The organism is Flavobacterium frigoritolerans (genome assembly GCF_025847275.1).
GTDB lineage: Bacteria > Bacteroidota > Bacteroidia > Flavobacteriales > Flavobacteriaceae > Flavobacterium > Flavobacterium frigoritolerans.
The window spans coordinates 53,035-72,171 of the sequence record NZ_JAOZEV010000015.1; the positions used below are offsets into that span (position 1 = coordinate 53,035).

Consider the following 19,137-nt stretch of genomic DNA (forward strand, 5'->3'; position numbering starts at 1 on the left):
ATTTAAATATAAGAAAATACTTTTAATACAGTCCTGATTATTTCACAAATATATCAACTATATGAATTAATAATGTCACCTAAAAATACTTTGATAAAGCATCAAGAATTGCAATTAGGATTAAGAAAAAAAGTATAGCATTTGGATTTTTTGTTACAATTAATAAAAGTACTATCCAATCTATAAAATCAAAAGGACTGTCTTTTTATAACAGCCCTTTTTGAAAATTATTTTTTATTTTAACTATTGAAAAGCATAAGTAGCTAATCTAAAACTACTTGAAGAAGAAGTAAAAGTATAAATTGCATTAGGTGCTCCTCCAAGCTTGAAACTTTCTCTCTTAATATATAACCCTTTTGGATTTGTTAATTCCTGATCTATTTTTTTCAACAATACAGGTTCAGCAACAAGTGCAGTTGCCGTTTGCCATGAAATATGCTTAAGGATAAGAGTTTTGTTTGCGGCATCTTCAATAACATCTACATTATGATATAGAGTCGCTTTTCCTCCCGTAAAACTATATGCTATATAACTATCTCCTCCATCATTAAAAGTAAACTCAATTCTATTAACCTTTTGTGCAGCAGGTAAACTAGCATTTATTTCATTCAATAATGTTTTACATAAAAGAGAGTTTCCACTTGTATTACCCAAATTCGATGCAATATATCCAAATCCAGTTATTGGTTGCCCTTTTAAAAGAATTTTATAATCGTCTGTTAAAACTAAAGGTTTATTACTATACTTAATAGTAGCCGATACTCCATTTGTTCCTGTTGCTGTAAAACTTCCATCAGCATCATTATAAACAAATTCAGATAAAGCTTGCTCTTTAATCACAATAGCAGGACTCACTACTATTCCTGTTGGAGAATACCCAATACCAATATTATAACTTTCAGAAAAACCTGTTGCAATAGGATCAGCGGTAGCAAAACGAGTAATGACATCAAAATTAAAATCAAATTGACGTACAGTGGTTCCATCACTAGTTTCTAAAAATCTAAAAAGTGGTCGTGTGTTTGCTCCAATTACATTTTGCTCCATTATAGTGTTTTGTGGCAAATTAGTCCAATCTGCAGCAGTAGCTTTTACAAAACGTAATTCCTGAAACTTACGATTAGTTCTAAAAACAATATCCCCTTTATCTTCTCCGTAAAATAAAAACTGAAAATCACCCAGATATCCTTGTCCTTTCAAATCGTCGATTGGATATGAGTCTGAATCTGATAAAAGATGAATTCTGTTGGCGGTAGTAAAAACTACACTTACAGTACTACCAAGTTGAATCTCATATTGGCTATCATACTTTTTTGCATCACTGTCAAAATCTGATGCCATTGTTACTTTTCCTCCAGGTGAGAATTTAAATAAATGAGTATATCCTCCCAATTGTGTATTATCGGTAAAATAAACTGCTTTCCATCCGTACTCTGATGAGAGCAATAAATCATCTAATTTTTTGGACTGAGCATTTGTTCTTGCAGTAGGTCCTTCCTCAAACTTTTCTTCTGTATCACTGTTGTTACTGCAAGCAACTAATTGAATTGCTACAAAAGCAACAATTAGCAACTTATATAAATATTTTATTTTCATAATGTTTTTTTAAGTTAATGTTTTCGAACTTAATAGTATAATTACTAATTGCCATTAATTACAATTGTAGTATTTTTTTCAGCCTCATCTCTTAATGCATAGAAATCCATATCAAAAGCATCTTTAAAGTACTTAACTACAATAGCTTCCTTCTTTTTAATATCTTCTCTTGCTTTTGTACTTTTTATAGCTGCTAAAATAGCTGCATATTCCGCTTTAGTACTAATTAAGATTATAGAAGCAGTTTCTGCAAAATCTTCAACAATATTAGATCTTGCATAACTAGTTATAAAGCCTAATTCTCTCGATGCAGGTTCTTTTTCTAAATGCCAGGTTGCTGTATATCCAGAAGGAGTTAATTTACCCCATGCTTGCTCATCAAATAGTTTATTTTGATTTAAAATATGAATGTACTCATGCTGAATAGTGTGAATAAATTCTGAAACAATTGCACGATTTTGTCTATTAATATAATCTACTTCAAAAAGGGTTATTCTTTGTCCTCCTTCTGCAATTCCTAATGTTCTGGTACCATTGTCATTTGAATTTACTCCACCTACCAAAACAATTTCTCTTGGTGCAATTTTCTTAACAAAATCTGCTCCACCGATGGTTGCATAACTTGCCAACCATATTTGTTTAACAATTTCTAAGGCTGGTTGCACTTTATCAATAGTTGGAGGAAATAAAAATCTACTATTATCAACCGTATTTTGATTCCATTTGTATCGTGCGTTAATATTGTATGGATCAAGATAATTGGTAGTAATCCATTTATCTAAATCTGTTTGAACAGGTTGATTAAAATCTAATTGACTTTCCTTAGGCTGATCCTCATGAGCACAACTAGAGAAAATCATAACTACTCCTGCGATTAATGCTATTTTTTTATATTGGTTTACTATTTTCATAATACTTTATATTAAATTTTTATCTAGGATTTATTTCAACGCCGTTACTAGATGCACTAAGTGGTATTTGTAATACTCTACGTTTATCATCTTTCACTAAAATGTTTGTTGGTTGATTGAAAATTTCATGTTTTACTTCAAGATTAAAACGTTTCACATCAAACCATCTCATTCCTTCATGAATAAACTCTCTTCTTTTAGCCTCTGCAATAGCTTTTACATAAGAAGTCTGTAATGGAGTCATATCATAAAAAGGCGTGTACTCATTAGCAATTACTGGATATTTAGCAACAACTTTAGCTTGTGTTAACTTATCTGTTGCAGCGTTATAAGACTTTGTTCTCATCCCTAAAAAGAATTCCAACTCTGTATTTGCTTCAGCAATTCTATTAGCCATTACAAGAGCTTCTATTCTATTTAAATAAAATTCATCATTAGATAAAAGCACAGTCCCTAAATATGGTTCTCCAATACCTGCTGTTAAGTTAGAATACTTAAAATATTCTTTGTACTTAGGTCGGAAATCTGTCTTACTATTATAAGAATATGTTGTATAATACCAAGCTTTGTTGAATATGTTTGTTGCATTGCCAAAAATACTAATCGCTTGATTTGATCCTAAATAAAATCTATTTGACTGAGTTGCTCTAGAATAAATAGAATAAGATGAAACTACTAATAAGTTTGTAGTATGCTCTGCTTTTGCATAATCAATAAACTGTATGTTTGGATCTAAACTTGTATAAGCTAAATAATCTCTGATTTTTCCAGCTGGTTTTGATCCTAGTCCTTCTGTAAGCTCTATTACTTTAGCCCAGTTTCCTTTTATTAAATAAAAACGGCTAGCAAATGCTTTTCCGGCTTCTTTATTAAAATGGAATTTTGGTTCTTTATACTCGTTTGTTACATATTTCAAACCTTCGTCTATGTCTTTTTGAATGTAATCATAAACTTCTGCAACAGTATTTCTAGTATATTTTTTAATCAATACCGTTTCTGGTTCTGTTACATATGGAATACCTAAATCAGTCGCAGCAGTTGCAGGATTATATTGTTTAGACCAGAATGTTACTAACATAAAATGTGAATAAGCTCTAGCCAACAATGCTTCTCCTCTTTGTGCATTCATATTAGTTGGAAACCCTTGTTCTTCAATAGCTTGTAATGCCTTGTTAGCATGCGCAATAGCTCTGTAACAAGCATCCCAATAGTTTGCCTGAGTATCTATATCAGTTTCATCTTGCATTTCCCAATTATAATTCTGCTCATTTCTAGGTAATGTCTCTGTTAATCTTCCATCAGTAACGTTATCAGACATTGTTTCAGCAAAATCCATATAAGTTCCACCTATTGGATATGCATTTACTAATAATTCTGATATTTTTTCTGGGGTATCTATCTGTGTTCTATTATCAGGTGTTTCCGAAAGAAACTCATCGCAACTACTAATACTTATAAGTAATAATAATGCTAGCGCTATTTTTATATTTTTCATAATTTAATGATATTATAATGAAATATTTAAAGTAAATGTATACTGAGAAGTTATAGGAAATGCAACTCCTCCTGTATTACGGAATTCAGGATCCTGACCGTTTAATCTTTTATCTGAATAAATTAACCAAGGATTAACTGCAGACCCTTTTAAAGTAAAAGTATTTAAACCTAACTTTCTCTTAAACTCTTTAGGAAATTCCCAGCTTATTGAAATGTTTTTCAATCGTACAAAATCACCATCAGCAATTCTAACATCTGAATAATTGTAAGTGTTATATGCTCTTGCAAGCGTACGTGCACCATCATAGTTAGCATTTAATCTCTTATCTGCAATAACTGGAACATTCGTTATGTTTTCGTCACCTGGATTAATCCATCTGTTGGTAAAATCTTTTGTGAAAACAGTTAAATCGTCATATTCACTATCATAAATAGGGTTTAAACGAACTTTATTTCCTGCTGATCCTACGAAAAACACATATAATGACCAGTTTTTATAAGTAAATGTATTAGCAAGACCAAATGATTTATTTGGCTCAATTGATCCTTCGTATTTTAAATAATCAGTTACATTTTTATTATCCTGAAAATTAGCTCCAGTAATTTTATTTGTCTCTCCATCTTGCATTACAAATGTTGGAAGTCCTTGATTATTTAAACCTGTAAATTGATATGAATAGATAGAATTTCTAGGACGTCCTACAGCATTTCCGCCATTTCCATCAATTAGATCAAAAGCTGTTGGTTGGTTTTCTAACTTTGTGATTTCTTGATTATACACAGAAAAATTAAATGTTGTTGACCATTTAAAATCTCTATTTACAATATTTTGTGTTGTTAAACCAATCTCCAAACCTTTGGTTTCCATGTTGGCGTTATTACCTTGTTTAATTTTTTGACCACCAATACCTGATGTTACTACATAGTCAACTAAATCAAAGGCTTTACGTCTGTAGATATCGGTTACTAATTGTACACGGTTATTAAACAAACCTAAATCTAAACCAATATTAGTTTCAAATTGTTTCTCCCAAGTTAAATCTCCGTTTTGTAGTTCATCAATTTCAATACCTGTTTCTCTATCATCTAAACTTAAACGATTAGCTACCATACTTTTATATATAGCCAAAGAGTTTGTTGCTGGACCAGCAGTTGCTGTAAGTCCATAAGAAGCTCTTAATGCTAAATTATTTACTGCTTTAAAATTTTGCATGAACTTTTCTTCAGAAGCATTCCATTTACCACTAAAAGTATAAGTTGGCAACCATCTCGAAGAACCACTATTTCCTTGTCTGTTAGAACCATCATAACGTCCTGTAACAGATGCCGTATAACGACGATCATAGGTATAACCTACTTTTCCGAAGAAACCAACAGTTCGCTCTCTTTCAGCATTAAATGCAAAATAAGAATTCCCTTCATTGATTACTTTTTCAATAATTCTAGGATCAGTAAAGGCTGTAAGACCTCTGTCATACTGAATACCTGCAGCTGTAAAATTATCGCTATTTCTATCTAAAGATCTTAACTCAGTACCAAAAAAGCCTTCTACTTCATGTTTATCATTAAAAGTATTTCTATAATTCACACTATTTCTGATATTATAAGAAGTCATATCATTTGTGAACTTTCTTAAAAATCCTCCATTAGGCAAAACAGATACCGCTGGTGTAGATAAATCATTTGGATCTTTGTATAAAAAGATATTTGCATCTCTTACAATTGTAGTTTCCATTGCGTTATAAGCCCCAACAACATTTGATCCTTCTAAGATTTTATGTTCTCTTGTTGTATTTGCATAACGAGCTGATCCTGTAAGGTTATAAGTAAGATGAGAATTAATTTTATAATCTAAATCTAACTGAAAACGGATATCTTTTACATTAATATCTAAATAGTTATTTTTTAGCTCATTAACGATATTCATAGGAGCCCAGTTATTACGATAATACTCTAAGTTTCCATTTTCATCGTAAGGTCTCAAAGTTCTACTTGTGTTTAAAACATAGCTAAAAGGATTAATATCGAAATCTCTCGTTACTTTTCCAAAAACCTCATCCTTTTGACTTTCGTATGTACCAGGTGCTTGCTGATCTCTTACCGAAGCCATCGTAGATAAAGTAATATTCAATTTGTCATTTATAAAAAATGTTCCTTTAATGTTTGATGACAATTGTTTAACATTATCAGCAATAGTCCATCCCGGATCTGTATAATAACCTAAAGACGCATAAAACGTATTATTTTTTCCTCCTCCAGAAAAACTCAAAGAGTGACTTTGTGTTATAGATGGTCTGAATAAAACTTTAAACCAATCTGTATTGGCTAACTCATATTTTTTCAAAAAATTATTACGGCTAACTAAATCGTTTTTAACTAAATAACCTCCTGTTTCAGGTACATAAGTATTAATAGCTTTTCCTAAAATATTATATACTCCACCGTATCTTCCTTGAACAGTTGAAGGTAAATCAAGATAACCTTTAGATTCCATTTCTTTAAAAACACTCATAGATTCTTGTGAGTTCAAGATATCATATTGGTTGTAATTTGGTACAGATCTAACGCTTTGTTCTAACGAGTAAGATACTTTTAAAGGAGAATCTCTACGACCTTGTTTAGTGGTTACAACCACAACTCCATTCAATGATCTTGATCCATAAATAGACGTAGCCGAAGCATCTTTTAATATTTCAATACTCTGGATATCATTAGAGTTTAAACCTGCAACTGATGAACTTAATAATGTTTCTGAGTTTCCAGAAGCTAAATCTGCAAATGAAATATTGATAATATCTTCTTGTACAACACCATCAATAACCCATAAAGGTTTTGTATCTCCAAAAATTGAAGATGATCCACGCACTGTAATTTTAGGAGCAGTACCAAATGTACCTGTAACGTTTTGAACTGTAACACCCGCCGCTTTTCCTTCAATCATTCTGCTGATATCTGCAACTCCATCAACTTTTAACTCTGCTCCAGAAATTTTACTAATCGCTCCTGTAAAAGTTCTTTTTGAAGTTTTTTCATAACCAGTTGTAATCACAACTTCTTTTAAATTCTGACCTACTTCACTTAAGCTAATTGTTAGTGGTGAATTTACAATATCAACTTCTTTAGTTTCCATACCTACGTAAGAAACTACTAGTTTGGTACTATTAGCAGGCATATCTATCACGAAATTACCATCAAAATCAGTAAGTACTGCAACCTTGCTCCCTTTTGCAAGTACAGTAGCTCCTGGTAAAGGGTCGCCTCTTTGATCAATTACTTTTCCTTTTACAACAGGAATAAATAAACTCTCAAATAATGAACTTGATACATTTATATCTTCAAAGCTACCTGCCTGAGAGCTATCCTTTTGTAATATAATTTGATTACTTACCTCTGAGTAAGTAATATTAAACGGTTTAAGCACTCGATTAAGAATACTCGATAAAGTTTCATCATTTGCTTCGATACTCACTTTTTGATTCAGTTGAGTCATTCTTGAGTTGTACGAAAACTTAACTTTTGCTGATTTTTCAAGTTTAGATAATGCGTTATCCAAACTTAAATTAACAACGTCAATAGTTACTTTCGTGTCCAACTTCCTTTGTCCTTTCACACTATTTGCCATAGTGACACTTGAAAAGACAAATGCCAAGACAAACTGAAATAATGTTATTTTCATGATTCGAAAGAGTAATCGTTGTTTAACAACAGGTTTTTTCATAATTTTGGTTTGTTTAATTAATACTATTTACTGGGTATTGAGGAACATCACAAATTACTCTTTACAGAGAGCAATTTGATTTTATCTAAGCGTCGAGAATGTTACAGCATCTTCGGCGCTTTTTTTATATATCATTTTTTACATAAGCGTTAGGTTTTATTCACATCCATTAGATGTTATGATAATCTGATTTCCATTCATCTCATAACTAGTATTGTTACCAAGGCTTTTACAAATAATTTTAAGTTTCTCTGGTAATGGCTGGTCACTTAATGAGGTTGTAAGATGGCAATCTTTAAGTTTTGAATGGGGAAAATCAATCTTTACCAAATACGCTTGTTCAATTGTTTTGAATATCTGCGTAACTGGAATATCAGTAAATTCGAAGCTTAATTGTTCAATATTACCTACAGAGTGCGCTAAAGACTCATCTAGTGTAATATCAGTAATTTTATTAAAAGTAAATCCCTGACGTACAAAACGTAAGGCTTGATTTGGTAATAAAACAACTTCTTTTCTTTTTGAACTCAAATTTGTAAGTAGTTCATTCGATCTTACAGTTACTTTTCCTGTACGAACAAGTACTTCAACATTAGGTTGGTCCGAATAAGCTTTGATCCTAAAGCTTGTTCCAACAACTCGTGTAACTATCTCATTGGCGAAGACGAAAAATGGTTTTTGTGGATTCTTACTAATTTCAAAAAAGCCTTCGCCAGATAGATAAACTTTTCTCTCGTTTCCTATAAATATTTTAGGATAACTTAGCTTACTGTTTGGTTTTAACAAAACAGAACTACCATCAGATAAAGTTATAATTTGTGATTTATTGGTATTATTGGTTTGCTCTACAAGGCCCTCATAATTTTCACTTACAAGTTCTTTATAGGTAACAACTATAGTATCTGTTTTTGTATTATTTGTAAAGTACCAGCTAGCTACAAGTCCAAAAAATAAAATAGCTGCAGCACCACTAAGCCAATAATTATTCCAAAGTTTAAGTACAAGGGAGTTTGCTCCTTTTTGAGCAATTTCTTTTCTTTCAATCTTATTCCAAGTAGATTCTAATGCTAATTGAATATCAGCTTGAGATAAAGTTGTCTCAGGAACATTCATTGCCAATAGCCACAAACGAGCTTCCTCTACTAATTTGGCACGTTTAGAATTCTCTAGAGTCCATTCTTCCCAGCGATCCAAATCTTCTTCAGTTTGGACCCATCTACGAAATGATTCATCAGCCAAAAAATCTTCTAATTCTGTATAATTGTTACGTTCTTGCATCTTAAAATAAGGGTTACAAAAACATAGAGGACAGTTTTTTATTTATATACTCACCAAATTATGATTTTTTTTACATTTAATTAAAAAAAACTAAAAAAGGCTTGATGATAAGAGTACTAAAAGAGAAATATTACCTTTCCATTCTTTACGAAGATTCAATAAAGCGCGATGCAATAAATTGTTTGCCGATTGATAATTAACATTAAGCATGTCTGCAATTTGTTCTACATTAAGTCCTTCGTTGTATCTTAGGTATAATGCCTCTTTTTGTCTTGCTGGCAAACTATTCAATAATTTATTAAGATGTGAAACTTTACCAAAAGTCTCTTCATCAACAATAAGTTGATGTTCTATAGAAAAATCAAACAAAAATTCAATCGAATCTATAGTAGTCGTTTTTCGAAAAATATGATCACGCTCATGAAGTCGAGCAATTCTCTTACGTACACTGGATAACATATATGCTTTTACAACAACTGAATCATCTAATGTTTCTCTATATACCCAAATATCAGTAAATACATCCTGTACACAATCCTGCACTTTTTCAGTAAAAGAAGAAAGCGAATTTCCATAACGAACCAAATGCGCATAATGCTTTTCAAAAAGTAATGAAAAAGCCTTTTCATCACCAGCCTTCAGATTATTCCAGAGTATAGAATCATCAAGGATATCTACCTTCGTTATTGTTTGGCTTTTCATAATTTGGTTTTGGTTAATTGGTAATTTTCAATGCAAACATACTGACGTACAAGACAGTCTGAATTATCATTAAATTTTTTTGGTTTAAGAATTTCAATGCTAACAAATAAAAACCTACATTTTATTTTTTTGATGAATTGATGTTCTACTGTATTTTTAGATTTATAAGTAGCAATCAATTTAACAAATGATTTTATTTTTATTAACATTTCAATGAATTTCAATCGTGATTGTATTGTGACAATTCGAATAAATACGCTTATTTACAAAACTTTACAACCCTTACTATCAGGAAACAGTTTAGTAATAGGTTTCTATTTATTAAACAAAACATCTAAAAAAGTAAAAGTTAAATTTAACCTTATATTTAATGTTTTATTAACAAACATAAACAATTATGAATAGAAAAATAATTTATAATCACAAATTTTTAAAGAAATATAACAATCAAAATGAAATTGCATTTTTTTATAGAAATTGACTTTTTTTAAGCATGTAAACTAAAAATTCGATAACTTTAGGTTTACTTATTTTTTCAAATAAAAAAACAAAAACATATAGACGATACCGTTTATCAACAAAGCAACAAACTATCTAACATTACATTTTTTGTACTTAAAACTCATTAAAAAACACAACATTCTTACAAACAACTAACTTGTATTACATTAAACAAGAAAAATAGGCTACTTTTATATAAAAATTTTCCTATAATATGTAACTTTATTATTTTCTAACAACTTTAAAATTTTAATTATGGCGTTTGAATATATAGAAATTGAAAGAGTAGAAAAACTTACCAAAAAAGAATTTATAGAAAACTATTATAAACCTCAAAAGCCAGTAGTTATAACTAATCAAATCGAAGATTGGCCTGCCTTTACAAAATGGAATTTTGACTTTTTAAGAGAAGTTGCAGGTGATAAAACGGTTCCTTTATACGATAATCGCAAAACGGATCATACCAAAAAAGTTAATGAGCCCGATTTTACAATGACTATGTCTGAATATGTCGACATACTCGAAAAAGGACCTACTCATTTACGCATATTTCTATATAATTTAATGAAAGATGTGCCATCAATGAAAAACGACATGCGATGGCCTAAACTGGGGCTTCGATTAATAAAAAGTTTACCATTGGTATTTTTTGGAGGTCAAAATGCCAAAGTTTTTATGCATTATGATATTGATTTCCCTAATATATTCCATATCCATTTTCAAGGAAAAAAACAATGTGTATTAGTAGATCCTAAAGAAACAAAATATATGTATCGCCTTCCCTACTCTTGGATTTGTAATGAAGACATCGATTTTGATAATCCCGATTACGAAAAGTTTCCTGCTCTTAAATTCGTAAATCCATATATTGCCAATTTACAGCATGGTGAAATGCTTTATATGCCCGAAGGCTGGTGGCATTATATGAAATATACTACTCCAGGATTCTCACTAAGCCTGCGTTCCTTGTCTGGCAGACCAACTAATATAATCAAAGCGCTACTTAATGTAGCAGTCATACGCTATTATGATAACTGGATGCGAAAACGTAAAGGACAAGCTTGGCTAGATTATAAAGACGAAGAATCTATTCGTAGAACAAATGCTTTATTGAAAGAGCAATAATTGTCTTTTAAATATTTTTCCTTTTATTTCTTTTTTTGCCTTTAATGGTATGTTGTGTATGGGCTTCATCAATAGAGTGCGATGATTTTATGCTTTCTTCTTTTTTAGCCAGTTCACTTAACTTGTGATAGTATTTTTGTATTACCAGCATTTCTTCTTCTGTCATACTCTCAATATCTATCAAACTATTACTGGAGAATTCATGAGAAGCAACAAGTTCATTTAACTTTAATTGAATAGCAAGCGAATCCTTGTTCTGAGATTTTTGAATCAAAAAAACCATTAAAAAAGTGATTATTGTGGTTCCTGTATTAATTACAAGTTGCCATGTTTCGGAATAATCAAAAAAAGGACCTGTAATAGCCCAAACTACCACCAGTAAAAAAGCACATAGAAAAGCAATTGAGCTACCTACAGCTTTGGATACCTGATTTGCTATTTTTTCAAAAACTTTGACTGCATTGTTATTATTTTTCATCTTGATTTAAATTAGAAGGTTATATTTATAACATAAAAAATATCATTATACCATAGTCTGGGTATTTATAGACTATTCTTTTATCTAGTTGCCTGTAATTAATTTTAACGCATAGAAACATAGGTTTTGTATTCTCAAAAAAAGGCGTTTCACTTATTTTAAATGCATATAGCTAGGCTATATGAAAGAAATGAATTTCTTTTTGTATTCTTTTTTACACCTAAAATCTATGTTTCTATGTGTTAAATGAATTTTTCATAACCCGAACGTAGCGAACAGACGCAGTAATCACAATCAAGTTATTCTTTTCATTAAAAACTTTATCTAATTTAAGACTAGTATATTAAATAATATTATACTATTTAGACTTAACTTTATAGGATTTAAACACCTGTAAACAAAACACATAACTACTAAAAACAAGTTTCATGAATATTACCCTCCAAATAATATGGCTTTTTATTCTTGCCATACCGATTGCATGTATTAGCTGGACAATTACTCATGAAGAAATATTTCGGGAACCAAGAGAATGGTGTACAAAGAATGCTATAAACGGACGTACCATCATAAAACGCAAATTCTTTTACCTATTTACGTGCGAGTATTGTTTTAGCCATTATGTAACGATTATTTTTTTACTCATTTGTGATTACAAGTTATTGCTTCCAGACTGGAGAGGCTACATCATTTCAGGATTTGCGTTGGTTTTTGTTGCCAACATTTATATGAGCCTTCTTGGTTTATTAAGACAAGCAATTAAAAAAGAAAAAGTAGAAATTGCCGAGATTGAAAAATCTTCCGACATTAAAATTTAACCATAAAAAAAAGGCTGCCCCATAAATGAAGCAGCCAACTCAAAAATAATAAAACCAAATAATGCTTTTATTTTTTATTGAGTTTTTCTTTTAGCCTTTTTGCATGTTCAAGATGCCCTGTTAATGCAGCTACTCTATCTGTAGCCCAAACTTTAATTTCTTCGTTGGTAGCATCTTTAGCAATTTTGGTCATTTTATCAACTGCTTTTTCATGTCCATCTACCATCATATCTGCAAACTTTTTATCGAAATCAACTCCAGATTTTTCGTTAAGTTTATTATACTCTTCTTTCCCCATATCTGTAATAGATGTAGGTAACGTAATGTTATTCTTATCGGCAATAGCTTTTAACTGGGTCGATGATTTGGTATGATCATCGACAAGCATTTTACCAAAATCTTTTACGTCTTTATTAGTACTTTTTTGTTGCGCTAGTTTACCAATTTCAATTTCTGCAATATCAATTTCTGCAACATCTACTAAATATTTAGAATCATCTTCTTTTGAATCTAGCGAGTCAAACTTTACATCATTTTGATCTTCTGCAACTTCTTTTGGGTCTTCCATTTTTGGTTCTTTTTTACAAGAACTCAAACTACATAAAATTAATCCTGCTCCTAAAACGGCCTTACTTAAAATGAATACACTTTTCATAATCTTTTGTTTTAAATGTTATATTCCAAATCTATTCACTTTATAAAGAAATATTTTATACATACTCCTCTTAATCTTATATTATTCAGATGTAGGTTAATAAAGTTGCTTAGGTTTGAGGTACTTAGGTTCTGAGTTTGACAAAGAGTTGTTGACTTAAATTACGTTGCGCATATGGGTACACGGATGATGCGGATTCGCTAAAGCGAAAACATTGCAAACATTTCCTTAATTTAATGACATTGGCCTACTGGATTGTCAAAAAACCGTTTTAATCCGCGTCTTTACTTTAGTAAATCCTTCTCATTCACGTTCCTTCCGCTTTGTACTGATTAAAAATCATAACTTCCTGTCTACTATCCTGAAAGTAAGATTAATTCTTGGCAAAATATCTTTTGTAGTTTTAGGAACCTGATGCTGCCAAAAACTTTGTGTTGTTCCGCCCATTAATAAATATGAACCATGATGCAATGGGATTTCTAATTGTGGGATTTCTTTTTTAAACTTATGTCTTAACTTAAACATTCGAGTCTCACCAAAACTTACTGAAGCAATAATAGCATCTTTCCCAAAATCCTGCTCACGGTCACTATGCCAACTCACTCCATCTTTCCCGCTTCGATATAGATTTAGTAAAACACTATTGAACTTTACTTGTGTCTCTATCTCTACTCGCTCTTTAATTTGTAGTAATTCGGGAGTCCAATCTGGGCAATCAAGAGCAACACCAATATTAGTTTTATCTTCATGCCAAGAAATCATTCTAGGCACTTTAAGTGATTTATTATAAATTTCCATTTCATATTCACGCCATGCTGTTGTGTTTAGTAACACATTATAATAATGATCTGATTCTTCTTTAGTAAAAAGAGTATCGCACAATATCAATTCTGTATCAGGCAGATCAAAAACCTTTTTTCCTCTATTACCACTTGTAAAAATTTCGGTATCATTAAAAAGTAACATGTTAATTGAATTAAGTGAAATGAATTAAAAACTTGTGTTTATTTTTATTTAAAACAAAATTAGTATATATCGTCACAAATTTCATATATTTAATGTGATAAATTATCCCATTAACATATGTCGCTATTTTCTGAAAATATTAAGCACCTTAGAGCCCGAAAGGAAATTTCACAACGTGAAGTAGCCGAAGGCTTAAACATTTCTCGTGATCGCTATGCCAAATATGAAGATGGAAAAAATTCACCTCCACCAGAAATATTAGTTGCCATATCCAGGTTTTTTCATATTAGTATTGACATACTGCTATCAGTAGAAATGAAAAAAATTCCTATGGGTGAATTATTGAAATTGGGAGATAACCGAATATTATTACCAATTACAGTAGATAAAAACGGAGATAATTTAATCGAAATTATTCCGCATAAAGCAAAAGCAGGATATCTTACTGGTTATGCCGATCCTGAGTTTATCGAAAACTTACAACATATCTCACTCCCATTCTTAGGTCACGGAAAACACAGAGCTTTTCCTGTTGAAGGAGATTCTATGCCTCCTCATGAAAGCGGTTCATTTATAGTTGGAAGGTATATAGAAAATTTAGGCGAAGTTCTAGACGGCAAAACGTACATACTTATTACAAAAACTGATGGTATAGTATATAAACGACTTAATAAAAACGGAAAGAATGATTTGATGGCCCATTCAGACAATACATTTTACCCTCCTTATCTTGTAAAAGCTTCAAATATTCTTGAAATTTGGGAATATGTATGTAATATCGGTAGAAATGATAAAGAGCAAAAAACATCTGAAATAGATACTATTAAGACCATGTTTTTAGAATTAAAAAATGAAATCAAAGCGCTAAAAAATAGATGATTTTTTAGAAAATATAAATCACCTAAATCCCATATTATCCTACCCTATTTCTCCCTTTAAAGTTGGGTATAACACATCTACAAACTCCTTAATAGCAATAGGTTTACTTAAAAAATCTGTTACATAACGATTCCTTTTAATTCGTTTTATTTCTTCTCTTACTAATGAAGACGAAAGAACGAATATTTGAGTTTCATGCCTTAAATCATCTGAAAGTTTATCATATTCTATAAGAAATTCAAAACCAGTCATTATTGGCATTTGAATATCAAGAAGAATAACTAGAGATTGAGTATACCTTTTACGATTATCTACAATCCATTCGATTCCCTCTTTACCATTATTAACAGCATTTACATGTGTTACCTCAAGTACCTTTTTAAGCAGTTGTTTTATAACTAGCTTATCGATATCGCTATCTTCTATCAGCAAAAAAACATATTTAGATTCCATGGTGTCGATACTATTTTTGGGGAATATGGTATTAACATTCTATTTTTATCTCTTAAATATTTAAATCAGATGCTTTATTATAATCTAGGTATTGTTACTACAAACTTACTTCCAATAGTAAATTCAGATTCTATTTCAATGTTTCCATTAAGGCTTTTTACTGCTTCTTTCAGTATATAAAGACCTAACCCCGAACCTTTATTACTATCAATAACATAGAACATTTCGAATATATGTTCCTTAAATTCTGGCTTAATCCCAATTCCGTTATCTATTACTTCTATTTTATAAAAATTTCCTTCGATATAAGTCTTAATTAAAATACGCATTTCTGGCTTACTTTCATCTGCATATTTTATAGCATTAGAGAGTAAATTATTTATGATAATTTTTAATCTAAGACCATCACTTTTAATTACATCAACCAAAATTTCAATATCTACAATAATACGATCTGCATTTTTTATGTGTGTATGCTGTATTATCGCTCCTTCAAACAAGCTTATTAAACTTATGGATTCTAAAACAACTCCTTTTCTTTTATTTTTAGAATAATCTATAATATCACTTATAAATTGATCTTGCTTAATTAAGCTTAGTTTCATCAAATTTAGGTACTCTCTTATTTGCTCTAAGTCATCCTCCATTTGTGTAATTTCTATCAACCCTTTGAGAGAAGTAATTGGAGACCTTAAATCATGTGAAGCGCTATAAACAAATCTATCTAATTCTTTATTTGCAAGAATTAAATTTTCATTTTTAACTTCAACTTCTTTTTTTGATATTATAATCTTTTTTACCATTATCGAAAAATAGATGCAAACGCTACTAACAATTATTAGAATAAAAATAATATTCGTAAATATCAATTGATCTTTAATTGCGCGTGTTCCTTCTCCTAGCGTATCCGAAAATTTGCGTTCATTTATTGTTAATTTATCACTTATTACACTAATTAAATTAAGAATATTTTGTTGATCGGCCTCATTTAAACTACCTGTTTTTATTTTTTCATCAATAGTTTTCCCAATCTCAGCTAATTGATTAACTAAGTTATCTGCCTGTTCCCACTCATTAATGGCTTTTGCTAAAAAAGAAACGGATTTAAAGTTCCTAAACAGCCAAATCATATCGTCTAAATCCTTTTCATGATTTCGACCGTCTCTTAATCCTTTTTTAATAATATTGATATCTCCATTACTTAAAAGCAAAATTCTGGCAATCCCATCACCTTGAGGAACTTTTAATTCTTCCAGATATAATTTCCACTGCTCTTCATCTTCTGTATACAAATATGTTATAAGATGTCTTACTGCATCTTTCTGCCCTTTTGAATAGTGTGACTCTCCATTAACATACGCTCTGTTTGCAGATAAAATCTTAATTGTAAAAAAATTAATAAAAATTAATAATGTACATGATAAAAATACTATTAGTAAAAGAATGTAAACATTTGGGAGCTTTAGGTTTTCTATAATTTTGGTTTTCGGCATATTGTAAATAATGATTATGGGGCGTATTTATACCAAGTCAATTAAAATTGATTTAAATTTAAGCATTTATTAGATAATTCTAACAAAAAAAATAAAAGCACACACATTATTTTAACAAGTTTAACTTTATTTATAATATTAATTTAATCTCTGGGGCAAAAAAATTACACACTGTAAATCAGCACATCAAGTAAAATTCACTTCAAAAATTAACATTTTATTGTTATTCTACTTAACCTATAGATTTTAATATAACCAAAATCTGAGTTACATTTGCACCATAATTTAGAGGGCAAAAATAAAAAGGTCCATTTAGTTACCCTTAATTCTATAAGAATTAGACATTTCCTTTATTTTATTAATGCATACAAATAGTTAGATATGATAGAATTAAAAAATATAACCAAGAAGTTTTACAAGACTGGAAGGGAAATTACAGCCCTTAAAAATGTCTCTCTTCATGTACCGCAAGGGAAAATTTTTGGGGTAATTGGTACTTCGGGAGCTGGAAAAAGTACCCTTATACGTTGTATTAACTTATTAGAAAAACCAACTTCGGGAGATGTAATCATTGGTAAAAAATCGTTGTTACAACTATCGAATGCTGAATTGGCTAAGGAAAGAAGACAAATCGGAATGATTTTTCAGCATTTTAATTTACTTTCATCTAGAACTGTTTTTGGTAATGTAGCTTTTCCGTTGGAGCTAGCTGGATTTTCTAAAGACGAAATTAAAACCAGAGTAAAAGAATTACTAGAGCTTGTAGGACTTGAAGAAAAAGTAAATGATTATCCTGCTAGCCTTTCTGGCGGCCAAAAACAACGTGTTGCTATTGCAAGAACTTTGGCTAATAATCCTAAAGTATTACTGTGTGATGAAGCAACAAGTGCTTTGGATCCAGGAACTACAAGGTCTATTTTGAATTTACTAAAAGACATAAACAAACGATTAAATATTACCATATTGCTTATTACTCATCAAATGGAAGTTGTAAAAGCCATTTGTGATGAAGTTGCTGTAATTAGTAATGGTGAATTAATCGAGCAAGGTACTATTGGTGAAATTTTTGCCAATCCGAAGCATCCTTTAACAAGCGAATTTATAGCTTCTTCGTTACATATTGAAATTCCTGAAATATATCAAGAACGCCTTTCTGTAGCTTATAAAAAAGGGCTAAATCCTTTATTGCGATTAGAGTTAAATGGTAAGTCTGTAAACGAGCCTATCCTCACCCAAGCAGCACGAAAATTTAATGTTAATGCTAACATTATAACCGCACAAACTGCATTTGCTGGCGATATAAATTTTGGAATTCTTATTGTAGAACTTTCTGGTGATGAAAGTGAACAAGATCAAGCAATTAACTTTTTTAAAGAAAAACACATAAAAACTGAAATATTAGGCTATGTCTGAATCTATTATAACATTATTATTAAAAGGTACATTAGAAACCATTACAATGACCTTACTTTCTGGTTTCTTCGGTTTTATCTTGGGACTACCAGCAGGGATATTTCTATTCCTAACCCGCAAGGGACAAATTATGGAGCATGTTTTATTTAACCGAATTTTATCGATTGTCGTTAACATATTCAGATCTATTCCTTTCATTATTTTAATTGTTTGGATGATTCCTTTCACAAGAGCATTAGTAGGTACTTCTATTGGAGTTAGTGCTGCATTGGTACCGCTTAGTATAGGAGCAGCACCTTTTATTGCACGATTGGTCGAAAATAGTCTTTTAGGATTGCCTTCGGGATTAATAGAAGCTGCGAGAGCACTGGGAGCAACTCCTTTTCAGATTGTTTATAAAGTATTATTGCCAGAAGCACTTCCTTCTATTATCAATGCTGCCTCAATTACATTAATCACACTTGTAGGTTATTCTGCAATGGGTGGTGCTGTAGGTGCTGGTGGTTTAGGGCAAATTGGATACCAATACGGATACATTGGTTACGATGTAACAATAATGAACACGGTATTGATTCTTCTTGTTGCTCTTGTATTTATTATACAATTTGCAGGAGATGCACTTTCAAAACATTTTGATCACAGATAAAAATAATT

16 protein-coding genes are annotated in these 19,137 nt (G+C 30.8%); 5 read left to right on the forward strand and 11 right to left on the reverse strand.

What is annotated here, in order from left to right:
- Window positions 1-243: 243 nt before the first annotated feature.
- The 6 genes from OIU80_RS16625 to OIU80_RS16650 all read right to left on the reverse strand — a co-directional run bounded on the left by OIU80_RS16625 (window position 244) and on the right by OIU80_RS16650 (window position 9,702).
- On the reverse strand, window positions 244-1,596 hold the full coding sequence (locus tag OIU80_RS16625; protein ID WP_264288109.1) for a DUF4302 domain-containing protein: 1,353 nt from the start codon (window positions 1,594-1,596) through the stop codon (window positions 244-246).
- A 44-nt stretch (window positions 1,597-1,640) separates the two neighbouring features.
- Window positions 1,641-2,507, reverse strand: a complete 867-nt coding sequence (locus OIU80_RS16630; RefSeq protein ID WP_264288110.1) for a substrate import-associated zinc metallohydrolase lipoprotein — start codon at window positions 2,505-2,507, stop codon at window positions 1,641-1,643.
- A 19-nt stretch (window positions 2,508-2,526) separates the two neighbouring features.
- Window positions 2,527-4,002: a RagB/SusD family nutrient uptake outer membrane protein gene (locus OIU80_RS16635; RefSeq protein ID WP_264288111.1), complete on the reverse strand. Its 1,476-nt coding sequence runs from the start codon at window positions 4,000-4,002 to the stop codon at window positions 2,527-2,529.
- Between the two features lie 12 nt (window positions 4,003-4,014).
- Entirely contained in the window at window positions 4,015-7,722 is a 3,708-nt protein-coding gene (locus OIU80_RS16640) for a SusC/RagA family TonB-linked outer membrane protein (protein ID WP_264288112.1), read from the reverse strand.
- 156 nt (window positions 7,723-7,878) lie between these two features.
- A complete protein-coding gene (locus OIU80_RS16645; protein ID WP_264288113.1) occupies window positions 7,879-9,000 on the reverse strand; it encodes a FecR family protein in 1,122 nt (373 codons plus the stop codon).
- Window positions 9,001-9,090: 90 nt separating this feature from the next.
- On the reverse strand, window positions 9,091-9,702 hold the full coding sequence (locus tag OIU80_RS16650) for an RNA polymerase sigma factor (protein ID WP_264288114.1): 612 nt from the start codon (window positions 9,700-9,702) through the stop codon (window positions 9,091-9,093).
- A gap of 756 nt (window positions 9,703-10,458) precedes the next feature.
- Here OIU80_RS16650 and OIU80_RS16655 point away from each other — a divergent pair.
- On the forward strand, window positions 10,459-11,328 hold the full coding sequence (locus tag OIU80_RS16655; protein WP_264288115.1) for a cupin-like domain-containing protein: 870 nt from the start codon (window positions 10,459-10,461) through the stop codon (window positions 11,326-11,328).
- 7 nt (window positions 11,329-11,335) lie between these two features.
- On the opposite strand, the gene OIU80_RS16660 is transcribed toward OIU80_RS16655, so the two are convergent.
- Window positions 11,336-11,806 (reverse strand): low affinity iron permease family protein, encoded by a 471-nt coding sequence (locus tag OIU80_RS16660; RefSeq protein ID WP_264288116.1) that lies wholly within the window; start codon window positions 11,804-11,806, stop codon window positions 11,336-11,338.
- Between the two features lie 428 nt (window positions 11,807-12,234).
- Between OIU80_RS16660 and OIU80_RS16665 the strand changes: the two genes are divergently transcribed.
- The gene (locus OIU80_RS16665) at window positions 12,235-12,624 is read left to right on the forward strand and encodes a hypothetical protein (RefSeq protein ID WP_264288117.1); all 390 of its coding nucleotides are present in this window, start codon (window positions 12,235-12,237) and stop codon (window positions 12,622-12,624) included.
- Between the two features lie 67 nt (window positions 12,625-12,691).
- On the opposite strand, the gene OIU80_RS16670 is transcribed toward OIU80_RS16665, so the two are convergent.
- On the reverse strand, window positions 12,692-13,279 hold the full coding sequence (locus tag OIU80_RS16670; protein ID WP_264288118.1) for a DUF4142 domain-containing protein: 588 nt from the start codon (window positions 13,277-13,279) through the stop codon (window positions 12,692-12,694).
- Between the two features lie 339 nt (window positions 13,280-13,618).
- Entirely contained in the window at window positions 13,619-14,245 is a 627-nt protein-coding gene (locus tag OIU80_RS16675; protein ID WP_264288119.1) for an alpha-ketoglutarate-dependent dioxygenase AlkB family protein, read from the reverse strand.
- A 117-nt stretch (window positions 14,246-14,362) separates the two neighbouring features.
- Here OIU80_RS16675 and OIU80_RS16680 point away from each other — a divergent pair, with 117 nt between their 5' ends.
- The gene (locus tag OIU80_RS16680; protein WP_264288120.1) at window positions 14,363-15,124 is read left to right on the forward strand and encodes an XRE family transcriptional regulator; all 762 of its coding nucleotides are present in this window, start codon (window positions 14,363-14,365) and stop codon (window positions 15,122-15,124) included.
- Between the two features lie 39 nt (window positions 15,125-15,163).
- On the opposite strand, the gene OIU80_RS16685 is transcribed toward OIU80_RS16680, so the two are convergent.
- Entirely contained in the window at window positions 15,164-15,577 is a 414-nt protein-coding gene (locus tag OIU80_RS16685) for a response regulator (RefSeq protein WP_264288121.1), read from the reverse strand.
- A 77-nt stretch (window positions 15,578-15,654) separates the two neighbouring features.
- Window positions 15,655-17,070: a sensor histidine kinase gene (locus tag OIU80_RS16690; RefSeq protein ID WP_264288122.1), complete on the reverse strand. Its 1,416-nt coding sequence runs from the start codon at window positions 17,068-17,070 to the stop codon at window positions 15,655-15,657.
- 381 nt (window positions 17,071-17,451) lie between these two features.
- Between OIU80_RS16690 and metN the strand changes: the two genes are divergently transcribed.
- Together metN and metI are read left to right on the forward strand one after the other, a co-directional pair.
- Window positions 17,452-18,483: a methionine ABC transporter ATP-binding protein MetN gene (gene metN / locus OIU80_RS16695; protein ID WP_264288123.1), complete on the forward strand. Its 1,032-nt coding sequence runs from the start codon at window positions 17,452-17,454 to the stop codon at window positions 18,481-18,483.
- Window positions 18,476-19,129 carry a methionine ABC transporter permease MetI gene (metI, locus tag OIU80_RS16700; protein ID WP_264288124.1) on the forward strand — a complete coding sequence of 218 codons (654 nt, stop codon included), beginning with the start codon at window positions 18,476-18,478 and terminating at the stop codon, window positions 19,127-19,129. Before metN ends, metI begins: the two co-directional genes overlap by 8 nt.
- Window positions 19,130-19,137: the final 8 nt, after the last annotated feature.